The 22,431-nt window shown below is 59.2% G+C and carries 21 protein-coding genes and 4 pseudogenes; 18 read left to right on the forward strand and 7 right to left on the reverse strand.

Going from position 1 to position 22,431, the window contains the following annotated elements:
• Window positions 1-676 precede the first annotated feature (676 nt).
• The 5 genes and pseudogenes from C448_RS07615 to C448_RS07630 form a co-directional block, all read left to right on the forward strand.
• Window positions 677-1,024: pseudogene (locus C448_RS07615) on the forward strand (hypothetical protein); the annotation flags it as partial.
• A 121-nt stretch (window positions 1,025-1,145) separates the two neighbouring features.
• The gene (locus tag C448_RS16280; protein WP_169316347.1) at window positions 1,146-1,283 is read left to right on the forward strand and encodes a hypothetical protein; all 138 of its coding nucleotides are present in this window, start codon (window positions 1,146-1,148) and stop codon (window positions 1,281-1,283) included.
• Between the two features lie 3 nt (window positions 1,284-1,286).
• Entirely contained in the window at window positions 1,287-2,528 is a 1,242-nt protein-coding gene (locus tag C448_RS07620) for an RNA-guided endonuclease InsQ/TnpB family protein (RefSeq protein WP_004053472.1), read from the forward strand.
• An 11-nt stretch (window positions 2,529-2,539) separates the two neighbouring features.
• Window positions 2,540-3,274: pseudogene (locus tag C448_RS07625) on the forward strand (hypothetical protein); the annotation flags it as partial.
• Between the two features lie 3,136 nt (window positions 3,275-6,410).
• Window positions 6,411-7,358, forward strand: coding sequence for an ArsB/NhaD family transporter (locus C448_RS07630; RefSeq protein ID WP_004053476.1), 948 nt, complete (start codon window positions 6,411-6,413; stop codon window positions 7,356-7,358).
• Here C448_RS07630 and tnpC read toward each other — a convergent pair.
• Window positions 7,325-8,846 (reverse strand): annotated as a pseudogene (gene tnpC / locus C448_RS07635) (IS66 family transposase). The gene C448_RS07630 and the pseudogene tnpC sit on opposite strands and share 34 nt — an antisense overlap.
• A 192-nt stretch (window positions 8,847-9,038) precedes the next feature.
• Between tnpC and C448_RS07640 the strand changes: the two are divergent.
• From C448_RS07640 to C448_RS07650, 3 genes are all read left to right on the forward strand, one after another.
• Window positions 9,039-9,290, forward strand: a complete 252-nt coding sequence (locus C448_RS07640; protein WP_004053486.1) for a hypothetical protein — start codon at window positions 9,039-9,041, stop codon at window positions 9,288-9,290.
• A 218-nt stretch (window positions 9,291-9,508) separates the two neighbouring features.
• Window positions 9,509-10,198 carry a nucleotidyltransferase domain-containing protein gene (locus tag C448_RS07645; protein ID WP_004053488.1) on the forward strand — a complete coding sequence of 230 codons (690 nt, stop codon included), beginning with the start codon at window positions 9,509-9,511 and terminating at the stop codon, window positions 10,196-10,198.
• Window positions 10,195-10,710, forward strand: a complete 516-nt coding sequence (locus C448_RS07650; RefSeq protein WP_193363118.1) for a DNA-binding protein — start codon at window positions 10,195-10,197, stop codon at window positions 10,708-10,710. The genes C448_RS07645 and C448_RS07650 overlap by 4 nt, the downstream gene beginning before the upstream one ends.
• 134 nt (window positions 10,711-10,844) lie before the next feature.
• Here C448_RS07650 and C448_RS07655 read toward each other — a convergent pair.
• Window positions 10,845-11,341 (reverse strand): annotated as a pseudogene (locus C448_RS07655) (DUF7437 domain-containing protein); the annotation flags it as partial.
• A gap of 144 nt (window positions 11,342-11,485) precedes the next feature.
• Between C448_RS07655 and C448_RS16455 the strand changes: the two are divergent.
• From C448_RS16455 to C448_RS07685, 6 genes are all read left to right on the forward strand, one after another.
• Complete coding sequence (locus tag C448_RS16455; RefSeq protein WP_004053492.1) at window positions 11,486-11,917, forward strand: type II toxin-antitoxin system HicB family antitoxin; 432 nt, start codon at window positions 11,486-11,488, stop codon at window positions 11,915-11,917.
• Window positions 11,914-12,630, forward strand: a complete 717-nt coding sequence (locus C448_RS07665; RefSeq protein WP_004053494.1) for a hypothetical protein — start codon at window positions 11,914-11,916, stop codon at window positions 12,628-12,630. Before C448_RS16455 ends, C448_RS07665 begins: the two co-directional genes overlap by 4 nt.
• Before the next feature lie 28 nt (window positions 12,631-12,658).
• A complete protein-coding gene (locus C448_RS16155; protein WP_160162784.1) occupies window positions 12,659-13,114 on the forward strand; it encodes a hypothetical protein in 456 nt (151 codons plus the stop codon).
• Between the two features lie 140 nt (window positions 13,115-13,254).
• Complete coding sequence (locus tag C448_RS07675; protein ID WP_004053498.1) at window positions 13,255-13,776, forward strand: DUF7342 family protein; 522 nt, start codon at window positions 13,255-13,257, stop codon at window positions 13,774-13,776.
• Between the two features lie 132 nt (window positions 13,777-13,908).
• The gene (locus C448_RS07680; RefSeq protein WP_004053500.1) at window positions 13,909-14,532 is read left to right on the forward strand and encodes a nucleotidyltransferase domain-containing protein; all 624 of its coding nucleotides are present in this window, start codon (window positions 13,909-13,911) and stop codon (window positions 14,530-14,532) included.
• Window positions 14,525-15,031 (forward strand): hypothetical protein, encoded by a 507-nt coding sequence (locus C448_RS07685; RefSeq protein WP_004053502.1) that lies wholly within the window; start codon window positions 14,525-14,527, stop codon window positions 15,029-15,031. The genes C448_RS07680 and C448_RS07685 overlap by 8 nt, the downstream gene beginning before the upstream one ends.
• A gap of 224 nt (window positions 15,032-15,255) precedes the next feature.
• Here the strand turns inward: C448_RS07685 and C448_RS07690 are convergent, their stop codons facing one another.
• Window positions 15,256-16,467 (reverse strand): Cdc6/Cdc18 family protein, encoded by a 1,212-nt coding sequence (locus C448_RS07690; protein ID WP_004053504.1) that lies wholly within the window; start codon window positions 16,465-16,467, stop codon window positions 15,256-15,258.
• A 207-nt stretch (window positions 16,468-16,674) separates the two neighbouring features.
• Here C448_RS07690 and C448_RS07695 point away from each other — a divergent pair, with 207 nt between their 5' ends.
• Both C448_RS07695 and C448_RS07700 read left to right on the forward strand, forming a co-directional pair.
• Window positions 16,675-17,790 carry a CNNM domain-containing protein gene (locus tag C448_RS07695; RefSeq protein ID WP_004053507.1) on the forward strand — a complete coding sequence of 372 codons (1,116 nt, stop codon included), beginning with the start codon at window positions 16,675-16,677 and terminating at the stop codon, window positions 17,788-17,790.
• Window positions 17,787-18,860 carry a CNNM domain-containing protein gene (locus C448_RS07700; protein ID WP_004053509.1) on the forward strand — a complete coding sequence of 358 codons (1,074 nt, stop codon included), beginning with the start codon at window positions 17,787-17,789 and terminating at the stop codon, window positions 18,858-18,860. The genes C448_RS07695 and C448_RS07700 overlap by 4 nt, the downstream gene beginning before the upstream one ends.
• Before the next feature lie 46 nt (window positions 18,861-18,906).
• Here the strand turns inward: C448_RS07700 and C448_RS07705 are convergent, their stop codons facing one another.
• Window positions 18,907-19,071 (reverse strand): hypothetical protein, encoded by a 165-nt coding sequence (locus C448_RS07705; protein ID WP_239640546.1) that lies wholly within the window; start codon window positions 19,069-19,071, stop codon window positions 18,907-18,909.
• A gap of 213 nt (window positions 19,072-19,284) precedes the next feature.
• Here C448_RS07705 and C448_RS16910 point away from each other — a divergent pair, with 213 nt between their 5' ends.
• Window positions 19,285-19,416: a hypothetical protein gene (locus C448_RS16910; protein ID WP_275039128.1), complete on the forward strand. Its 132-nt coding sequence runs from the start codon at window positions 19,285-19,287 to the stop codon at window positions 19,414-19,416.
• 22 nt (window positions 19,417-19,438) lie between these two features.
• Here the strand turns inward: C448_RS16910 and C448_RS16740 are convergent, their stop codons facing one another.
• On the reverse strand, window positions 19,439-20,092 hold the full coding sequence (locus tag C448_RS16740; RefSeq protein ID WP_004053513.1) for a hypothetical protein: 654 nt from the start codon (window positions 20,090-20,092) through the stop codon (window positions 19,439-19,441).
• 64 nt (window positions 20,093-20,156) lie between these two features.
• Here C448_RS16740 and C448_RS16745 point away from each other — a divergent pair, with 64 nt between their 5' ends.
• Window positions 20,157-20,570 (forward strand): hypothetical protein, encoded by a 414-nt coding sequence (locus C448_RS16745; RefSeq protein ID WP_004053515.1) that lies wholly within the window; start codon window positions 20,157-20,159, stop codon window positions 20,568-20,570.
• Between the two features lie 192 nt (window positions 20,571-20,762).
• Here C448_RS16745 and C448_RS07720 read toward each other — a convergent pair whose 3' ends face one another.
• Entirely contained in the window at window positions 20,763-21,668 is a 906-nt protein-coding gene (locus C448_RS07720; protein ID WP_004053517.1) for an amino acid ABC transporter permease, read from the reverse strand.
• Complete coding sequence (locus tag C448_RS07725; RefSeq protein ID WP_004053519.1) at window positions 21,665-22,423, reverse strand: amino acid ABC transporter ATP-binding protein; 759 nt, start codon at window positions 22,421-22,423, stop codon at window positions 21,665-21,667. Before C448_RS07725 ends, C448_RS07720 begins: the two co-directional genes overlap by 4 nt.
• Between the last annotated feature and the right edge of the window lie 8 nt (window positions 22,424-22,431).

Below are 22,431 nucleotides of genomic sequence, written 5' to 3' on the forward strand. Positions count from 1 at the left end.
GGCAGGCGCGTCTGGATCCTCCACGTGTTCTTTGGCAAGTTCTCGATATTTCTTCGCGCGTTGTCGCAAACGTTCCATACCGCAAGAAGGCGTCCAATTCCCCTGAACTCAGCGGTAGAATCGCCGGACGGAACCGGCGATCAACAGAGCATGTTTTGTTGTTTATATCCCTATGAACGTCGTTACTTCTATCATTCCAGATCAGGGTTACAGAGTTGATATTCAAGCGAGCGGTCAGTAGAATTGACGATGAAGTCTTCGCCACTGGACTCATCCAATTAGGATCACGTCCACATTCACGGCGTTTTTCGTGTCGATATTTGCTACGGGCCTAGGAATCAATCGACGAATTCCTGGTGACAGAGACGGTCGAAGATCAGGTGAGACAGGTCATCTGCCAACGGTGAATGCGTTTAGCCATCTCGTGAGCGCCGCTCCACCCGCCACCCGACGGTTCCGACGTCCTCATCGAGCCCTCCGTTTCGGTCGGTTCCGTCCCCAGTTCGATACCCACCGGTCGGAGCCGGCAGAGTAGTATATATCGCACACACAGAGACAGCATGGACACGACCCCGTTCGAGCAAACGGACGGCCAACAGCCCGCCACCGGCAAACGTCCCGCAGCCACGGCATCGCCCGGTGACACGACGGGAGCGATGCAGACGGGCAGCGATCGATGAAAGTCTACCCGAAAATTCCGCGCTACGATCATCCGGTCGTCCCTGAGGAGCTGTTCGAGGCGCCGGATCTGAGCGTCATCGAGAAGTTCGACGGCAGCGCGTTTCGTTTCACGCTGTACGACAAACGGTATGCCGAGTGGTATCCGGATCAGGTCGCCACTGCTGCCGATGGCGACGGTGCGCTCGTGTTCGGAACGCGAAAGGCGATCCGGGGCTCCCATCGTGATCCACTGGCGGAGATCGACGGTGCGCTACACCGGGCCGTTCGCTGTCTCCGTGACGGCATCGACGCCACCGCGCTCCGAACGCTACACGACGAGTACGACGGACCGCTGATCGTCTACAGAAGATACAGCGAGAGTGCCTCGGGGCTTGACCCCGAGGGTGAATCGCGTAAGCTCAACCGCCCATTGACCTGAGAACACAACGTATATACTAACAAAAATGCTAACGTGAGGTGGAACGATGGAAGAACGCCACCTGCGAGTGGATCTCACCGACGAGGACAAACAGCGTGCGAAAGAGTACGCCGAAGCGCATGGTCTGCGGATGCCACGCGCCTATGGCGACCTCATTCGCGCCGGTCTCGACAACGAGGACTAACCGATGGACTACACGCTTCGCTTCCGTGCGTATCCAGACGCCGATACAGCCAGCGAAGCGTGGCGACACATTGACATTCACCGGCAGATTTGCAATCACGCCGTCCGCGACCACTACCGCACGGACTACAACGATCGTCCGAGCGCCTACGACCAACACTCGAAACTCACCGAGTGGAAACGGCAGTGGCCGACGTTTGCAGACGTGTCGGCTCACGCAGCGCAACAGACGGTGAGCCAAATCCATCGGGATTTGACGGTCCTCAAAGAGCACCGGAAGAACGGGCGGAAAACGGGGCGGCTCAAGTGGCAGGGTGCAGGCGAGTTCCGATCGGTGGCGTACCAGTCAGAAGGCTACAACGTCAATCACACGACGGGCCACGACTTCGGTACGCTCACCCTCTCAAAAATCGGTACGGTTCGCTTTCGTGTTCATCGCACTGTTCCGGATACCGACGACATCAAACGCACAATTCTCAAGAAGGAACGAACCGGCGACTGGTTCGTTTGCTTCGTAGTCGAAGCCGAAGAGCCGGAGAAACCGAATCCAGAGAACATCGACCGAACGGATTGTGTCGGCATCGACCTCGGCATTCAGTCGTACATCCACACCAGCAATGACCTCGCGGTGGACTGTCTCGACCTCTCTGACGAGTACGAGCGATATGCCCGTGAACAGCGTTCGCTCGCCCGGAAAGAACACGAATCAAACAACTGGGAACGGCAACGACAGAAGGTTTCCAGAGCGAAGCGGCACATCAAACGGAAGGTACTCGACTTCCAGCACAAGCTTTCGACGTGGCTGGTCAAAGAGTACGATGTGGTGGCCGTCGAGGACTTAGATGTGAAGCCGATGCTAGAGGGTTCACAGAGTGCGAAGAACAAGCAAGACGCCGCGTGGCGACAGTTCATCACGCTGTTGGAATACAAAGGCGACCTTCACGGCACGTACGTCGAGACGGTCGAACCGGCAGGAACGACCAAAGAATGCAACCAGTGCGGTGTCGAGACGGCAAAGCCCATCTGGGTGCGAGAGCACTCGTGTCCGGCCTGTGGCCACACCGAGGACCGCGATCTCAACGCGGCGAAGAACGTACTTGACAGAGGATTCGACAAACTGTTTTCAGACGACGATATAGGAGCGGGACGCTCCGAATCAACGCCCGTGCAGACTGTGCTCCCTACGTTTGCCCGCATTCAGGCGAATGCAAAGCACGTCGTGGAAACGGGAAGCCCCGCGCCTTGAGCGCGGGGACAGTTCACGCCGAGAACCTCGTCTACTCGACGCTCGATTACGGCTATACCGATCGTGATCTCCCGGCACTGATCGGCTTCGACGTGCTTCCCTACGCGGCAGTCGAAACCATGACGCCACCGGGCAACCTCTACGAGGAGACCTTCGAGGGGTTTCTCGGCATCGACAGCGCCTGGGACTGTTTCGAGCGGGTTCGCGTCGACGCGACAGCCACCGACAGATCGTTCGTGCCGGCGACGATCCTCGATCGGCAGACGACCGTCGAGCCGGAGACGTACAGCTTCCCATCGTCGTCGCTGGCCGACGATATCCGAGTCGAAGGCGTCGTGTTGCGAAGCGACGAGCTGGGCAGGCGAGCGAAAATCGTCCGCGAGGCGTTTCGGGAGCTAAATCGTGAGCAGTTCGGCCAACGACCCGCGGAGGCAGAGTCAGGTGCCGAATACGTCGTCGAGACCTACTGCACGCCGGGGCGGATCCGCAAGCAGATCCGCAAGCTGGTCGTCGAAGACGGCCACGAGTTCGGGCTCCAGTTGAACGAGGAGCTCTACCCTCGTGTCGTCGAGGATATCTGGGCCGAACACTGGCCGGAGCTGATGGATCTCGACGTTGCGTTCACACCGGCCGACATCTATCCGCTGGTCGCCAAACGCTGTATCACCGAACTGCGGAAGATGCAGACCAACGCCGCATTGAACGACGCTGACCCACTCGAGATCTGGCAGCATCTATCGTCGTGATCGTCACGTCCGCCTCGGGACACACGAGCAGCCGGAGCGCCCCGACGGCGATAGCACGAGCTGCGTTCTCAGGGAAACCGCCCGGCAGACGACGACCGCACCGAGCCGTCGCTGTCCGCCGGTGACCGCACAGGCGTGCTCTGTCGCGATCGATGGCCACGGAGCCGAACCCAACCGACGCCCACACCCGAGACAAACATCGAACGGACAGCACCGAAAGCGCAGCGAACCGGGCCAACGAACCGCTCACGAACACGCGTCAGGACGCCCCGACTGATACCACCCATAGAGCCACGCCGACTCACAAACGACGGGATCAGCTCGTTCTCTCCGGTGTCCATCGTGTTGCTGGCCGAGCACGGCGCGGTAGCCGTCCCGCGACCGCCGTCCCTGATACTGTCGGACGGACGTACAGATCGGAGTACGGAAAGCCACTGCAGTGGGTGTCGTTTCGCCTCACGGATTCGATCAGTTCCGTCCAATGGGATGAAACAGCCATCGACATCGCGAGCGCGGCACAGCCTACCGACGCGACGAACGCATCGACCACAACACCCGCAGGACACCGTCGCCACAGCCGGGGTCAAAGCGTCAGGAAACAGCCGTCCTGCACAACGCAATCGGAACTCACACACGAGTGCCGGCCCGTCGAGAAAGGGCAGTACGGGACGGACTGACCGACGGCGACCGGACGAGTACGATCAGCACACCACACGAGCATCGCAACATGGAGTCGAACACCAAACAGCCGTGATCACCGTTCGACGATCACCGGATGGGAATCGTCACCGATCGACCGGCCCACGGACACCGCTCCGCCTCGAGGGCAGAACTACACGAAGAGACATCCCGTCCAACCGGCCGAGACATCGCGACTGCCAACAGAACGGACACCCAGCTGGCCATCGCAGAGCCGGAGCGAGCGCCGGCCGCCATCGATGAACGGAGCCGCCAAACGACGATCGATCGAAATCGTATCGGACCGATAACCGGACTCGTTCACAATCGAATTAATCGCCTGAAAGACCATAATAGCCCTGTTACCGACTGCTAAAGCAGTATACCGGCAATCACAATCGACCAATAGCTCCGCAGAATAAGGGTGAATGCAATGAGACGAATCGAATGTGGGCGTGCCGGTGTGCCAGCAGATGTCGGGTAATCGAGAGCCACAGATCAACGGTATCGCACACGAGGATCGATCGCCGTATCGATACGAGCACCGCGGTCACTGCTCGCTCAAACGGACCGAGCCATCGCGCCGAATCGCACCGAAAACAGAACGGGCGCTGCAGGATACGGACACCGGTCGACGACCAGTCAGTCGCTGCTCAGAGCTGGCGCTATTGAAAATGCGAGACAGCGACAGGATGCACTAATTGTACACGTGAGACGGCCTGTGTTTGGGGCCGAAAAACCGTGAGTGCCCCCGTCAGCGGTAGCCGTGATCGACGTAACCAGTACGATCGGATCGACGCGCATCAGTAGGAAGTTGTTGAGCGGATGGTCTCCCCCCAATCGAAGAAGAGCAACAATCAGGCTGTAGCACAGTTCACAGAGCGTGTTTCAGTACAGTAGTCAAAGAGCAAAATCACTGGAGGTCGCCAGCAGCAATGTGCTACAGATGAGCGTCGGAGCCATCCCGGATAATGAGATCGCCCACCTATCGTGAAGAGCGGTCGTCTTCCCGCAAATTCCTCTGCCGTCGTCCGTTTTCAGTAGAGCAGTCCGTCGGCAGTGATATACCGTTGTACAAGATGACAAAAAACGCGTCACACCTCAGTCAGTCCCTGACAAACGGTGTCTGAGAAACGGCCACCATGATCGCTATTCAACAGTGGCGATAGCAGCCGCACCATCGCTAGCCGACGATCACACCGACTGTTCGATGAACAGCCTGCGCCGTGAAACCGGGATCATCGGACGGTTGCAGCATCGATCGCGCATCCAAAGTCATCGGTCTGCAGTCGGATGGACCCGGACCCCTCGCCCACATGCTCACAGGGGTTCACAGGAACGGCTATCGGCGATCGCTCGGAATCGGCGACCCACCCACCGGACAGCTTATCTGCAGGATTTTCACGATCAGTGATCAGTAATCGGTAATCAGCGATTAGCGATCAACAATCAACAATCAGCGATCGGCCAGTCGGGACGATCACTGTCGAACCGCCAGCGGTGGACCGCTTTCGATGGGTTCCTGCCGTCGATATGGCCCCGATCACGGAGCGTCGGCCACGACAGCCGATCGTTTACAACGAAACAACAGGCCATCCATCGGGTTTCTCGAGACAAGCCACGATAGCCACCCATCCTCCGAAGGCGGCGCGATTCGTTTCGCATCGAAACCACCGTGTGTTCGACATCGCCAGCAATCACTCGCCAAGTGTGCCGGTGAGCGGTCACGCAGTGTGGAGCCGTCAACCCTGCGCTCGGGATCCACCTTCCGTCGCTCCAGACTCGCCTGGTCGTGGATCGGTTTTGGGTCCGCTCATCCTGGGATCTCGTAACACAGCAGTTTCTCAAACCAATCGTTCAGTGAATTGATCCTCGGTTCGAGGAAACCGAGGTATTTCTGAAAGTGATGGTTCGTGATACCACGGAACGGCGTTTGGTCCGTGAAAATCCATACCACTATCGGTTGCGTCGAACGGTGTCGTTGATCACACACCGCCACCGATCGGTCGGCCCCCGATCCAGCAGGAGATGCCTAACCGAACTGGCCACCAGTACGTACTGTGTCAGCTACGATTGTCCATGGTCGTTTGCTGGCGAGACGGTTTAGGTTCGGATCACAAAGAGATATACAACCGTATTCTCCGAAGAATAGTATCGTTCGTGGGATGCGTTCTATCGTCTTAGATTGGGCTAAAAGTGTTATAGATGAATTTTAGTCCGTGTATCCAGCTGTGATTTGTATGTTGGCACAACTAGGTGAAGAGCAAGCATATCCTTGGAGTCCATACATTACGGATAAGAATTTGTAGGATATATGTATAGAATTTGAAAAATATAATCTGAGGATTATTTATATCTTCGTCATTTAGGAGCAGCAATAGCAGATCCTCAGCCAATAGCCGAAAGCCATACCAACTGGTCGATTCGTGATATTCGTGTTCACACGGAGCGATTGACGATGAGTGTGCTGCCGGAACCGCTAGTAATAGCGATTGTTCTCGGAACCTTCGGACTACTGTTCGTCCGTCGCATCGGACTCTATCCGCTGTCGCGGTCGATCACCGCCGCGGTCGGTGCAGTCGTCGTGATCCTCAGTGGAGCACTCTCGCCGTCGGCGGCATTCGCGAGTATCGACACCGGAACGATCCTGCTGTTGTTCGGGATGCTCGCCCACGTCGAAGCGTTAGCCCAAAGCGGGTTCTACGATTGGGCAGCTACACAGCTCGTCAAACGAACGGGCACACCGCGACGACTCACCCTCGGTGCGCTTGGGCTTGCGGCGGTGATGAGCACGGTTGCACTCAACGATGCGACGGTCATCTTGCTGACGCCAGTGTTGATTCAAGCCGTTCGAGACACGGACCTCGATCCGGTCCCGCCGCTAGTAGCCGTCGTTCTCGGCGCGAACATCGGCAGTCTCGCAACACCGCTCGGGAACCCACAGAACGCGTATATCCTGAGCCACAGTCCGCTGACGACCGTCGAGTTCGTGCGCATCCTCGGGCCCGTCGCCGGCCTCGGGCTCGTGATTGCCGGGGTCATGCTGTTCCCGCTGACTGAGAGCCGTGCGTTCAGTATTGAACTCCCAGCTCCTGACCTCGACCGGGCGTGGGCGCTATCGAGTGGCGGCGTACTGTTGCTCACGGTCGTGTTGCTCGCAGCACTCCCCGACGTGAACCCGGGTGTGATCGCAGCCTCGATGGGCGTCCTCCACATCGCATGGCTACAGCTGTTCCGACGGGTGCCGGGCAACGAGATCCTGGGGCGTATCGACTGGGACATTATCGTGCTGTTCGTCGGGATATTCGTCCTCGTGGGCGGGCTTGAGGGGACGGTGCTGGTCCGAACGCTCGAAACGTTCACAGTACGTGTTTACCCCGAGGACGCAACAGCGGGTACAGCCTGAGATCGTGAAATCATCTCGTTGTCCCGGGCAACTCGCTTGAACTCTTCGTAGGGATTGCGTCCCTGCTGGCGCCAGGTCGCCAGCAGGGACAGCAGTGTCTCATGCACGAACATACCGCGGTCGTTCCGAAGTGTTCCAATGATCTTCCGGAGGACCACCGGCTCACGAAGCGCATTTTCAGCGGCGTTGTTCGTCGGAGAGACCGCTGGCTCACCGATGAAGGTGAGCCAGTGGTCGAGGCCTCCTTCGATCTTTCCGAGTAGTGTTGCCACTGGTCCGTCGGGAACTGACCGCTCTATCAGCGATTCAAGCTCTCTCCGCGCCACACGCTGGAGTTCTGCTCGCTCACGGACTGTCAAGTCGCTCTCCAGCCGGGTCTGGAGAGCGACGTACAGCTGTTTGAGGGCACGGTAGATCGGTTCGCCTTCTGCCTGCTTCTCGGCGGCATCTTCAGCTTCCCGTAGAATATGCGCCCAACACCGCTGGAGGTTGCTGCTGAAGGCCGGATATGCCGTCCACCCATCACAGACGATCGTTCCCGCGAAGTCCTCGCCGAGGACTTCTGCGGGAACATCACTCCCTCTACTCTCCCTGACCGCGTACAGCGTGTGGTTCTCGGTGGTGAACGTCCAGATCCATGCCTGTTCACCGTCTCGTTTGATTCCAGTCTCATCAACGTGGACAACGTCGGCTTGCTGTATCTGGTGGCGGATCTGCTCGTACTCACAGCGACCGGCGCGCGCAGCGCGCTCGGTCGCGTGCCACGCGGACGCGCCCGAGAGTTCTAGCCCGTGCAGTTGCTCGAAACGGTCACCGATCTTTCGGTAAGGAAGGCGGTGATCGTACCGAGAAAGTGCTGACTGAGCGATAACGTTCACCCCGAACTGCCCCCTATCGGGGCAGTCGGGGTGTGAGGCGACAGTCTCTGTCCCACAGGAATGACACTCGTAGTGGTGGCGGTTGTACTGGGNCCCCGAACTGCCCCCTATCGGGGCAGTCGGGGTGTGAGGCGACAGTCTCTGTCCCACAGGAATGACACTCGTAGTGGTGGCGGTTGTACTGGGTGACCTCTGGTGGCTGTGGGTCTGGGAGTTCCTCGACGAGTCGGGGGCTGACGCCCGCCGACTCGTCAAATTGTTCGCCACACTCAGGACAACAGTCACACGTGACCTCGATTTCTTGGTCAGGATCAGGAGCATCGCGCCATTCTGGCTCGTGTCCGGCTTTTCGACCAGGCGTGCCGCCGTCAGTACGCGGCTGTTCGTCGTCCTCGTCCCCATCGGACGAGGACGACTCTTCATCGCCTGGTTGTTCCTTGCTTGGCGGTGTATGCGGTCCCTCGTACCACCGGAGCTTGGCTCTGAGATGCTTGTTCTCCTTACGGAGCTCTTCAAGCTCCTCAACCTGTTCCCGAAGCTGCTGGTTCTCTTCTTCAAGCGCAGCAAGGCGGTCGAGTATCTCTTCTTTGGTTGGCTCCGACGGAGTCATAACCAGACGAGACGGGATGGTCTCCGATCCGGAGACCATCCCTCGAAGATGAACTCGTTCGCCTGTTGCATCGACCTACTGCACTGCTCGTACGGGACCTAGGAGAGACTACCGAAATCGCTCGGGGCTAAACACGTACCGTTCACAGAAGGGTGGGCGCTCGCGGGAGCGACGTTCGTACTCTCGAATCTCGTGAGCAACGTGCCGGCGGTCGTCTTGCTGTCGACGGCAATCACCGACCAGCAAGGCTGGTACATACTTGCCGCAGTGAGTACGCTCGCCGGGAACGCGACACCGATCGCCAGTGCTGCAACGTTGCTCGTCCTCGATCAGAGCTCGCGAAACGGGATCGCGATCTCGGTTCGCCGACTCGTCCGTATCGGACTGCCGGTTGCAGTGGTCACGAGCGTGGCAGCAGTCATCGTGCTCCAATACCTACTGTGAACGCTGGCATCAGCCCACCAGACAGGAACGTCGCCGTCGTCGAACTCGTCATCGCTGGAAGGCCGGACATCGACGACGATCGATCCGACTGAATCGGACGCAACCCCCACGATATCCGACACTCGCCATCAGTATGTCCCACCCAGATTAATTCGTGTACTTGAGTCTACCTCCGTATTCGTATAAAGGTTTAATAGTAACGTTACGTCAGACATTACATGGAACGTCAGATGAAAAGTGAAGGTAAGACAGGGACCACGATATCGCTGCAGATACCAGCTCCCGACGCCGGGTTATACAAAAGCAAAGCAACCGATGCTATTTTGCTACTGTTATCACGCCACCGATTCGATGCGTTCACAATCGGCGAAATAGCAACTCAAACGGCAAATACCAAGCCGACCGTTACACGAGCGGTTGATAGTCTGAAAGCGAACAGGCTGGTTGTCGAGACCATCGATGGGAACCGGCGTCTCATTCAGATCAATCGCGAGCAGCTCTCGATCCCGGATGATCCGTTTCTTCGCATCCCGCAGTCTGAGTTTCAGCTGCCAGTAAAAACAGCCGTTGACGAGCTTGAAGCGTCTCTGGAGAATCTGTTGGGAATCATGCTCTACGGGAGTGTTGCGCGTGGAACTGCTGACCGTCGAAGCGATATCGATCTGTGGATCCTTGTCAGTGAAGGTCGGGCAGCAAGCCAGCGGACGGTCAACGATATCGTCTTGGAACTCGAAGAACAGGAATTCGAACAGGACCGCTATGCCTACGACATCGATGTCGAGGATGCAGCATCCATTCCACAGTACACGGACGATATCCGCGAGATCGTTCTCTCAGGCATTCCGCTGTACAAGACATCACAGTTCGAGACGGTTGAGAAATTGCTGATGAACGAGGTAGAACAATGAGTAACGGATCCGATCCCGAGTCAGTGCTCGATGCACTCAGGCAAGCAGAGGACGCATTTGCATCCCGTAGCCGAGGACAGCCGACCCGCGAAGGTGGGATCGTGTCCGGTGGAGGTTGGAAGACACAACTCACGAAAGCATGCAAGCTCCGTGAAGTGGCTGACATCATCGAAGAACAGAACGGTCATTATACTGCAGTCATCGAACTGAGTTTCGGCGCGATTGAACGGTCAGTTGAGGCCTATGCAGTAGCCATGACCGATGATGAGGTGTCTGACTTTCGCGATCACGAGTATAGCTACGAGCGTGCCCATCAGATCGGGTTGTTCGAAGAGGAGACAGCCACGGACATGAGAGACCTCTACAGTGAAAACAGGACCGAGAGCTATTACGGCGGCGGTCAGCCCACTGATCACCAAGCAACTGCGATGACCGCACTTGCCCGGGCAGTTCACAAATTCGCCGTTAACCAGATACGCGAGGGCGGGATTTGTATCTGTGAATCCGATTGAGCGACGCGAGCCAGTGCCGTGTACTTGTTATTCTGGTAACGTCCACACGCAATGAATAGCCTCGCATCGACGATCCACACTGGGTTCTCGATGTTGGATGTGTCAAGTTACGTCATCCAAGGATGAAGCTCCGGTTAGCCGTCCTCACAAGGTGGGATGTCGCGCGCATTCCGGAGCCGGTCGAAATACGGATCGTACGCTTTCATATCGAGAACAACCGCTTGGAGGGCATGCAGGACGGCAACCCCGAATGCGGGCTGGAGATCGAGCTCGCGAGCAGCAATGCGTTCGGTCATCTCGCCGTCTGCATACGGAACAGCAGAGGTGAGTGCCGCAGCGAGTTTGCCAACACCGTGTTTTCGACGAGGAGATTGAGATCCTGATCATGGGGCAATCGCCCGATGGCATCGATGAGCGTCGGGGTGATGGTGTACTCGCCCTCGTCGAGAATCATCGTGAGCACGACGGGGTGGGCGGTGTAGGTGTGGGTTTTCTGTGTGTCGTCGCGGGTGAGCACGCCCAAGTCGACGAGCGACGCAGCGTCGGAGTAAGCCGTGGTTCGCGGGATGTCAGTCTCAGCGACGATATCGTTGATGGTCAGGTCATCGCCCCGGAGAACATGCGTGTGAACCGCTCGGGGTCAAGCCCCGAGGTATTCGCCTTGCTCACCTGTAGAGATAACGGGGAGAACCGGATGCTGACGCATGACGGTGCGCCGCGACTGCGACGTGGATCGGCCATACACTACTAAGCATCTGCCCACCTCAACAGAACCATGCCGGAGATCACGATCACGGAGGACGACGGCTGGTTCGTGATCAGCGACGAAGAAAGCGGTGTCACCACGCAGGGCGAAACCAAGCTGGAAGCGTTGTTGATGCTCGCGGACGCGTTCGCTGGCTACGAGGATACCGACGAGGATCTCCTTGCGAGTGCGCTGGACATCTTCGTTCCCGATCCGGACGCTGAAGCACTCTACGCGGAACTCGAAGACGAGGAGTACGAACCGCCAACGGTGAGCAACGAGCAAGTCGCCCGACAGCGCGAGGCGACCCTCTGGCTCGGGAAATCCCACAAACGTACCGACTACTCTGATCCGCACCGATTCGAGATGCTTCGCGCATTCATCTTCGGTGATTCATACGGGATGACGTTCGAACAGCTCGCGGATCTCGTTTCAAAGGATCCGGAGGAGCACGAAAAATGACCGACAAGCAACTCACGGAAGCCGAAGCACAAGAATTCCTGACCCTCTTGGAGAAGGTTGAATCCGATATGGACCGCGCCTTCTCGGAGGCGTCCGAACAGGTGTTCGGAGAGGAAGACGGAGATGATTCGTTCAAAGAGCAGTGGGGTGCGCCAGTGAGTACGGTGTACGTGGAGGAGACCCGTAGAAAACTCCGCGAATTCGTCGAACACACCTACCTTCGAGACACGCCTCACGGAGGGAGATCTGAAGACGAAACGACGGTTCTCGACCCACAAGACGAGTATACCGTCGAAATCGCTGACGAAATCGAGGACGATATGGCCAAAATCACGCGAGAGATGGAACTCTCGGACGACAAGGATGAAGCACCCTCGGAGCTGAAGGAACTGGTCGGTGAGAACGCCGATGCTGGCAAGCCGATACTTCGTCCGCCGCTCGATTCGGATGAGATCGAGACCATCGAAGACGAGCGCCATCGAGCGTTGGCGTGGGACCTCGACGCTATCGCCACCGCGTACAACTACGCCACCGACCCGCTGCTCCCGGATCTTGCGAGAGACGACGCTGAAGCGTGGATTGATGGCGAAGAGAAAGACCAACTTGAGGAGGCGTGCTCTCTGTTGGACAACACATACAGTCATCTCTACGACCGGATCGGCACAGAACTCGAACAGTACGAGATATCGGAAGAAGGCGAGGGAACCGATTAGCCAAAGAGATTCACGACACTGACAGTGGATGTGCTCGGGGTTCAGTATCCAGATTCGGCTCGTTGATGCTGGAAAATATTTATTTGGTATCGTCGTTGTCGACTGGTGTTTCAGAACCAGCCCGCTAGACGGAAACGTCGCCGTCGTAGAACTCGTCATCGCTGGGGAGGGCCGCTTTCAGCTGGGGTTCGGGTGGATCCCGATCGATCGATGCTCGAAGGAGTTGCAGTCGCATAGCTTCCTCCTGGCTGAGAACGGATTGCACGGTCTGAAAGTCGATTCGCTCAGCATAGTAGGCGTCTCGGAGCTGAGTACGGAACCCCTCATCATTGACGAGGGCATCGGGTTCGTCGTGGAGAGCAGCGATGAGGAGTCGAGTGCGAGAGATGTCGAGCAACTCGGCGACAGTGTCGATTCGCTCAACGACCAAAGCGAGCGCGTTGAAATCGACCCAAGCTTTCTCTTCGACCATGTTCATGTATAGAGTCGACACATGGGTAACTGTTCTCCCTCTGTTGTCGATAGAGGAGTAGTCTATCACTACGGGGAGTACGTGCGAGTTGAATTGGATCGACTATTTTCATCTCGGGGTGGGTTTATTGATGGCAGGTACCGAAGTGTGGTATGGCAGAAAACGACCCTGGTATCGAAGCGTGGAAAGAACAGACGAGTGCGTTCGATCGGGTCCGGTCAGTCGCGGAGGCGGTCGCACAGCCCCAATCGGCAGCAGCCATCGCCGACGAGGCCCGCGTTGCAGAGAACACGGCTCGGAGCCATCTCGAACGCCTCGTCGGGATGAACGTCCTCCTGAAAACCGATCGAGAGGGAACGGCGTTGTACACGCCCGATCCGCTCTACGTCCGGATACGGACGCTTCGTGAGCTCCTCGACGAGTACGACCATGATGGCCTCATCGGGCTCAAAGAAGATCTCCAAGAGCGAATCGAGACGTGGCGGGCAGAATACGACGTCGACGCTCCAGAAACGCTCCGCGAACGTGCTGGGGAAGCCGAACAGGTCGAACAGACCAGTGAAATTCGAACGACTGCAAACGAATGGGAACTCACCAGATATCGCCTCACGATCGTTGAGGATGCCATCGAGAATTACGCGACATACAGTCGTGACGACAGGGCCACAACGTGATTCGTGCATGACAGAATCGAGAAAGGGGGGACCAACTACTTATACGTCCTTGCACATAATCAGACAGCATCTGAAATCATGCAACAAGGGATAAGAACCTGTATCCGAGTACAACCAGGCAGTGACACTGACGTGTTCCGGATCGGCGCTGCCGACGACATCCTTCAATTGCTCGTCGACGCACACGACAGTGAGTTCACGATCTCTGAATTGATTGAGGTGACGGGTGCGACCCGATCGACAGTATGGCGGGCAGTCGACCTCCTCGATCAGTTGGACGTTATCGAGATCCGCAAGACACCCCAACGGAACTATGTCGCTATCGACTCGACTCATCTCGAAAAAGACGATCCAGTGCTCGCAGTCGAACAAGCGGCGTTTCACGATCCCATTCGAACGATCGTCGATCGTATCCAGAGTACGATCGCACAAGCAGACGACATCGAGCATCTCGTCGGTATCGTCGTCTTCGGGAGTGTCGCGCGCGGTGAGGCCGACCGACAGAGCGATATCGACCTATTTGTCGTTGTCAAAGGAGATCGGACGACGGCCCGACGACAGATGGCGGATATCGTGAGCGATCTTCGCGAAGAACGATTCGATGGTGACCGATTCGATATCGAACAGTACGTCGAGTCAGTCGACAGCGCACGTCGGGTCGGCGATGATCTCCGAACGATTTTCACCGAGGGAATTTGTGTGTACGGAACCGACGAACTGCAGTCACTTCGCAAAGCGGTATTCGCTGATGAGTAGCACGCGAATCGAGTCGCTGCTCAAGGAAGCCCAAGCAGCGTTCGACCAGCATCCGACGGATATCGAAGACGGACTCGAGGTGAATGATACAGCGCTCCTACAACTTCGAAAAGCGTGCCGACTTCTCACTGGAGCCGAGCAACTCCTCGACGCAGGATACTACACCATCGTGATCGAGACGTCGTTCGTCGCAATCGAGCGTACTATCGAGTTCCGATTGCTCGAACGCGGAGAGATGGAATCGCGCGACCTTCCGGGCACACATACCGGAGTCTATCGAGAAGCAGCCACAATAGGCCTCTTTGCAGAAGCCACAGCCGACGATCTCGCGGATCTGTGGACGGAACACCGTGCAAAAACGTACTACCAAGATGGACTCGCCGCCCGTGAACGTGCAACGAAGATGTATGCACTTGCTACTGAGATCCATGCATTCGTCGTGGGTCGTTCTTCACAAGGACACGAATGTGTCTGCGATCAATCACGAGAAGATCACTGATAGAATGAGCCTGTTCAGACGCTGAGCAAGAGTCTGGGGAATTGAGTGATATCGCAGGCAGTTTTCGATTTGCCGATAGTCGCATAAAATCGCAAGATGGTGCGCGATCAACAACGGATCTCGCATACACCTCACCACATAGCCGGCCTACAGTGTGGGAGGTAGGCACGCCGGTCACGGTCCGGCAATGTCACTGTTTCAGTGGCGCATCACGATCGCTAGTGTCACTCTTCAATAGCTCCCGAATGCTCGGTATAGCGGTCTTTGATATCGACGATCCAGTTTGGATCAAACGTCGTTTCGACCTGTTTCACACGGCCGTTGCTGCCCTTTGATTCGACCCATGTCTCGACGAGACTCATCGTTTCGAGATCGGTAATCGTTTCACGGAGTGCACGGGTACCGATCCGATCGGCTTCGCTGATGTACTCCGAGTATCCCTCGCGGACCTGCTCAGTCGTGACCGGTTGCACGATCTCGTCTGTTTGAGTGTCGGTCCAAGTGGCGGCTCCAAGCAACACGAAGAAGTGATGAACAGGCAAGTCGAGTAGCTTCTCGACAGTCGATGCCTTGTCCGTCGTCTCGATGTTCCTGTCGATGCAATCTTCCGTGACCTGTTCGAGGCTCTCCTCGTTTGCCGTCTCGCCGGCTTGGCGAAACAGGGTCAACGCCTTGCGAGCATCGCCCCAGCGAACAGCGGCCGTACCGATACCGTAGTCCACGGCGTGGTCGGAAATGCCATCATCGCGGAAGGCCCGCTCAAGGCGGGGCTCGATAATCGCCCGCAACTTCGCGTAGTTGTAGGGTGAGAAAAACACCTCTTCGTCACTCATCGCACTCTCGACACGGCTGTCAAATCGCAGATCGACATCGATCAGTTCGTTGCTCAACAACCACGCCGAGAGCTTAATGTTGCGTTTGAGCTTGCCCTCACCGCGCAACAGCCGATAGAAGAAATCGTTCGGATCATAGTTCGAGTCGTGTTTGATATGGTCGATCTCATCGAGAATCAACACTGTCCAGTCTGGATACTCTGCAAGCGCCTCCCAGATGCCCTCGAAAACGCCGTCGAGGCCCTCGTAGGCTTTTTTCTTTGTGCCGGTGAGTTCAAAATGGATCTCGTTTGCAGCACTGAACAGCGAGCGACACTCCTTGAGATTGACGTACTCGACGGCCAGCCGGTCGGTACGATCGGCGTATTCCGCACAGAGACGCCGGGTCGTGAGTGTCTTACCGGTGCCGGGTGGCCCGTAAATCGAGACCGTCGTCGGGAGATAGCCTTCCTCGATCCCAGTGAGGAGCGTCGCTAGCTCGCGTTCTTGATGGTCGCGGGCGACGACTTCGTCGGGGTCGCCCAACGGATCGAGTGCACCCTTGTCCGTGAACACGCTGTCGTCGGGAGCGGTGTCGTCGAAGAGTGTATCATATTTATCCATGATGTTTAAGCGAACGTTGTTGATCCAGCAGAACTACGAGTGTGTCTGTGTGCTCGAACGGATTAAATCTCCACAACTGCCGTCGTGAGAACCCCCTGCGTTCGAATCATACAGCTACACACGTCGCCCGCCCAACCACTGAGCCACTGACGGACAGAAGACTGACCTTTTTTCCCGCTGAATCTCGTAGCGCCGCCCGTAGCACCGATGCAACCACCCGAAATACTTCTGCGACTAGCCGTCGGTGCAGTCCTCATACTGGCCAATGGCTTTTTCGTCGCCATCGAGTTCGCGCTAACGCGCGCTCGCCAGTACCCCGAATCGGAGTTCGTGGAACCCGGGGTCACCGGTCTCGAACGCGCCTGGGCGATGACCGAAGAGCTCGAGATCTATCTCACGGGCTGTCAGGTCGGGATCACCGCCGCCAGCATCTCGCTTGGGATCGTCGCCGAGCCGGCCCTCGCCGCGATCTTCGAGCCCCTCTTCGGGGGGACCATTCTCGCCACGATCGGGGCCGGCACGCTGCTTGCGTTCGTGATCGTCAACCTCGTCCACGTCGTCTACGGCGAGCAGACCCCGACCTATCTCGGGGTCGAACGCTCCAGACAGATCTGTCGGTACGGCGCGACACCGCTGTACTGGTTCACGCGCGTGATCCGACCGATCCTCGATCTCGGTGACGCGGTGGCAAAGTGGACGCTGCGGCTGTTCGGCGTCGAGATGACCGGCGCATGGCTCGACTCCGAAGCCGACGTGATCGAGGGGCGTGCAGACCTGCATCGACATCTCGGCTCGGTTCTCGATGCGGGCGATCTCCCGACCGAACGCACCGCCGAAGTGATGAACGCACTCGCCGTCACCGAACTGCCGGTGCGCAACATCATGGTTCCCCGCGAGGAGATCGCTGCCCTCTCGACCGAGAACACGCCCGCCGAGAACCTCGCCATCATCGAGGCCAACCCCCATCTCCGCTTCCCGCTCGTTGGCGCGACCGATGGGGACGTGCGCGGCATCGTCTATCTTGCCGAACTCACGGCCGATTTCGCAGCCTTCGAAAGCGGGCGTCGCTCGATCGAGGCGATCGCCGCGCCACCGATGACGCTGCCGGCCGACGAGGAGGTCAGCGACGCGATCGATCGCTTCCAGGCCAACGCCCAGGAGCTCGCACTCATCGAAGACGACGGGGCAATCGTCGGACTCCTCACCGCGACCGACGCCTTCGAGGAAGTCATGGGCGAACTCGAAGATCCCATCGACATCGACGGGCGCTCGCAAGGGCACGACAGTACGGTCAACACCGACACGGCAGGTGAGTCCACATGAACACGTCCGAGATCACCATCCGGCTGCTCGCGGGGCTCGTGTTGATCCTCGCGAACGGCTTTTTCGTCACCGTCGAGTTCGCACTGACGCGTGCCCAACAGTACACCGAAGCCGAGTTCGTCGGGCCCGGGCTCGAACGCGCCTGGGCGATGACCCAGAACCTCGAGATCTACCTCACGGGCTGTCAGATCGGCATTACGGCCTCCTCGATCGCGGTGGGGATCGTCGCCGAGCCGGCCCTCGCCGCGCTCTTCGAGCCACTGTTTGGCGGTACGGTGCTCGCATCGGTCGGGGCGGGGGCGATCCTCGGCTTTCTCATCATCAACCTCCTACATCTCACTCACGGCGAACAGGCACCGACCTATCTCGGGGTCGAACGTTCCAGGCAGGTCTGTCGGTACGGCGCGACGCCGCTGTACTGGTTCACGTGGCTCATCTGGCCGTTGCTCCGCATCGGCGATCTGTTCGCCAAAGGGACGCTCAAGCTGGTCGGCGTCGAGATGACCGGTGCGTGGCTCGATTCCGGCGACGAGGACGTCGACAGTCGGGCCGATCTGTACAAACGGCTCGAAACGGTGCTCGACGGCAGCGATATCGACGCCGAGCAACGCAGCGAAGTGATGGGCGCACTCGTCGCCGGCGACGTGCCGGTCCAGGGGATCATGGTGCCCCGCGAGGAGATCGCCGCCCTCTCGACAGAGGATACGCCCGCCGAGAACCTCGCCACCATCGAGGCGACTGCGTACTCACGTTATCCGCTTGTCGGCGACACGCTCGACGAGTTCCGTGGGATGGTCTATCTCCCGGCCATCACGACACGGTTCAGTGAACTCAGGGACGGCGAGCTCGCCATCGAAGAGCTCGCCGCGCCACCGATGACGCTGCCGGCCGACGAGGAAGTCAGCGACGCGATCGATCGGTTCCAAGAGGAAAATCAGGAACTCGCACTGGTCGAGGACGACGGAGAGATCGTCGGCTTGCTCACCGCGACCGACGCCTTCGAGGAAGTGATGGGCGAACTCGAAGATCCCACCGACGTGGCAGGTGCACAAGCCGCCGGGAGCGGGTGAACCGAACAGCGAGACGAGCGTCGCGATCCAACCGCTGACACCTGGGTCAGTCGTACATCGTCGACGGATCGTCCGGGAAGTCCAGCTGCTGGTTCTCCATCGATCGCATCTGCCAGTGTTGGACACGCGTCTGATACAGCTGCATCGCCATCTCGTCGACCGCGTCGCTTTCGTAGTCGCGGGCGATCTCCTGTGCGTCCTCGAGACTCATCTTCATCAGCTTCTTGTAAAAATCTCTCATGGGAATGTCGCTGCAGTAGTGGCTCTATCGATCGCACGTCCCCGACCGGTGAATACGTGTCGTTATCGCCGGGGGAACGCGGTCGGAGATTGATCCATGGCCACCACGTCGGGCTCCCGGCGGACGATTCCACTTTCACTCTCCATGGCACAGTTCTTTAGTGACAACGACGGAACGGCGTGTATGGACGAACTAGTCTTCCTCGCCGGTCTCGCAGCGGGCATCGCGATCGGCGTGCCTGCACTGGCACGGCTGTGGCGAGTCGATCTCCGCGGTGCCTTCAAGCGGGTGTCGCGCTCGCAACGCTCGCGGTAACGAACTCGCCTCTACTGGTCGGTCACTCGTTCGATTGCTCGATCGTCTCTCCGGGTTCGGCGGTCGCCCAGAGTTCGCCGTCCTGGTAGATCTTCAGCGTTGCCGAGCCCTCGTTGCTGACGCTCGAAAGGCCACCGTTCGTCGAGTACGAGTCGACGCCGCCATCGCCGACGAACCCGTACGCCCCCGACACGTAGCCCGTGTAATCGGGGTTGTCAGCCGTGGTGCCGGGGTTGGCCTTGGCCTCGTAGTAGAACCGCTCCGTACCGGCAGCCCCCGCCGCGAGGGTGTACTCGGATTGTCCACCGCCGACCGCCTCGACTCTGATGAGATGCTCGCCCTCCGGCGGTGCGTCGGGATCGACGCGTTCCTCGCCCCCTACACCCGGTTCAACGGTCTTGTACAGCTCGCCATCGAGATACACCTTCAGCGTCACGTCGCCGTCGTTGACGAAGTCAAGCGACGGACTGCCCTCGACGGTCGGCCAGTACCGGTAGCTATCGACGCCACCATCGCCGACGAACCCTTCCGCGTAGTACGGATCGTCGAGAATCACGCGGTCTTCATACTCGACCGACGCTTCGGTATCAGCTTCACCGCCCAGTTCGATACCGGGACCACTGCCGGCGTACATCCGGTAGTAGGATTCGCCCGAACCGGCCGCGACGATCGTCACGTTACGCCAGTTCTCACCTGACGACCCCGACTCCGTCGGTGTCGGCGTCTCGGTTGGAGTCGCCGTGGGCGTCGGCGTTGGTGTCGCCGTTTCGGTCGGCGTTGGAGTTGCCGTTTCGGTCGGGGTCGGTGTCGCCGTTGGCGTTGCCGTCGCAGTTGGCGTCGGTGTTGGGGTAGCTGTTGCCGTCGGTGTCGGGGTAGCTGTTGGCGTCGGCGTTGAGGTGGCTGTCGGCGTCGGGGAGGCCGTCGCGGTCTCAGTCGCCGTTGCCGCTGCTGAGGCGGTCGGTGACGCCGTCCCGTCAGTGATCGTCGTGGTCTCCGTAGCCGCCGTAGTCGCGGCCGTCGTGGTGTCCGTCGGTGTGGCCGTGCCGTTCATCGTCGATACCGTGGTCGTGGATTCGCCCGGCCCTTGCGAGAGGAAACTACAGCCGGCGAACAGCATCGAGACGACCACCAGGCCGACGAGCAGGGAGCGGTAGTGCATGCGTAAATCGGGCTTCGATGTAGGGGGATGAATGCTTTGTCCCTCGATCGGTGTGATCGAGCAAGATTTGCGAACGGCTCGATCGATTCTCAAGGGAGCGAACGACGCGAGACGGCACCGCCGACGCCGTGGCGAACGCCGTTCGACTCGATCGCTGCTCCGGCACAGCGGATCGACGGTCGTCGCGCTACTGGCTCGTCGTGCTGCCGAGACCGGGGATCGCGACCCGCCGCTCGACGCCGGCCATCAGCTTCGATGCCGAGATCACGAGCCCGAGATACAGCACGGCGACCAGGGCGAAGATCCCGGTGTACGCGAAGTTGTCGGCGGCGATCGAGCGGGCGACGTTGAACAGTTCGGGGACGGTGATGAACGCCGCCAGCGAGGAGTATTTGATGAGATAGACCAGTTCGTTCGACCAGCCCGGAATGGCGAATCGCAGCGCCTGTGGCAAGACGACGTGGCGGATGCCCTGGCGCTGCGAGAGTCCGATCGCGCGGGCCGCGGTCAGCTGCTCGCGATCGACCGACAGCAGCGCCGACCGGATATACTCGGCCTGATAGGCGACGCTGTTGATCGTAAAACCGATGATCGCGACGTACACCACCGCCGAGGGGAGCACGCCACCGTCGGGGAGACCGCGAAACAGCGTCGAGAGGTTCAACGCGTAGTAGAGCACGAACAGCTGGGCGAGCAGCGGCGTCCCCCGGATGAGCTCGGTGAACGCGAGCGAGACGGTGCTCGAATAGGTGCCGTAGACGCGCGCGACGCTGACCGGCACCGCGAGCACGAACCCGAGCGCGATGCTCACAACGGTCAACACCACGGTCAGCCACGCGGCGTCGGCGAGCTGCGGGAGATACTCCACCGCGAACGCGAGCGAATCGGAGATCGGGGCGACCGCTGCGGGATCGAGAAACGACTCGCCCGGCGGGACGCCGACGCCGGCCGGGAGGAGCCAGTTGTTCAGCCAGCGAGCGAGGAGCCAGCCCCAGAACAGCACGCCGCCGGCGATCGTGAGCCAGCGGCCGAGCGAGCCCGAGACGACCCTGCCGGTGTCGGCCGTCGTCCGCGTGGCTCCGGTCTCGCTCATGGTTCACCCGAGACCGTGCTGACGCGATCGAGGAATTCGGCAGTACGTTCGTTTTCGGGGTTCTCGAACAGCTGTGCGGGCGGGCCGCGTTCGGCGATCGATCCCGCATCGAGAAAGAGGGCGTCGGTCGCGGCCTCGCGGGCGAACCCCTTCTCGTGGGTGACGACGAGCATCGTCATCCCGCCGGCAGCGAGGTCAGCCATCACGGCCGTGACCTCGCCGACGAGTTCGGGATCGAGCGCGCTCGTCGGCTCGTCGAACAGCAGGAGGTCGGGCTCCATCGCGAGCGCGCGGGCGATCCCGACGCGCTGTTTCTGCCCGCCCGAGAGCTCGCCCGGATAGGAGTCGAGCTGGTCGCCGAGTCCGACGCGTTCGAGCTGTTCGGTCGCCGCCTCGCGGGCATCGTCCTTCGAGAACCCACGCACCTCCCGCAGTCCCAGCGTGACGTTTTTCAGCGCCGTGAGATGGGTGAAGAGGTTGATGTCCTGAAACACCATCCCGACGTCCCGCCGGAGCGCGTCGACGTCGATGCCGGGATCGGTCACGCGGTGATCGCCGAGCCTGATCTCGCCGCTGTCGACGTCGGTGAGTCGGTTGACACACCGCAACAGCGTGGATTTCCCGCTGCCGCTCGGCCCCATCATCACCGTGACGTCGCCACGGTCCATCGTGAAGCTCACGTCGTTGAGGACTCGTTCGTCGCCGTAGCGTTTCGAGACCGATTCGACTGCCAACAGGGGGTCGTGGTCACTCATGGATGCTC

The sequence above is a fragment of the Halococcus morrhuae DSM 1307 genome, assembly GCF_000336695.1.
GTDB lineage: Archaea > Halobacteriota > Halobacteria > Halobacteriales > Halococcaceae > Halococcus > Halococcus morrhuae.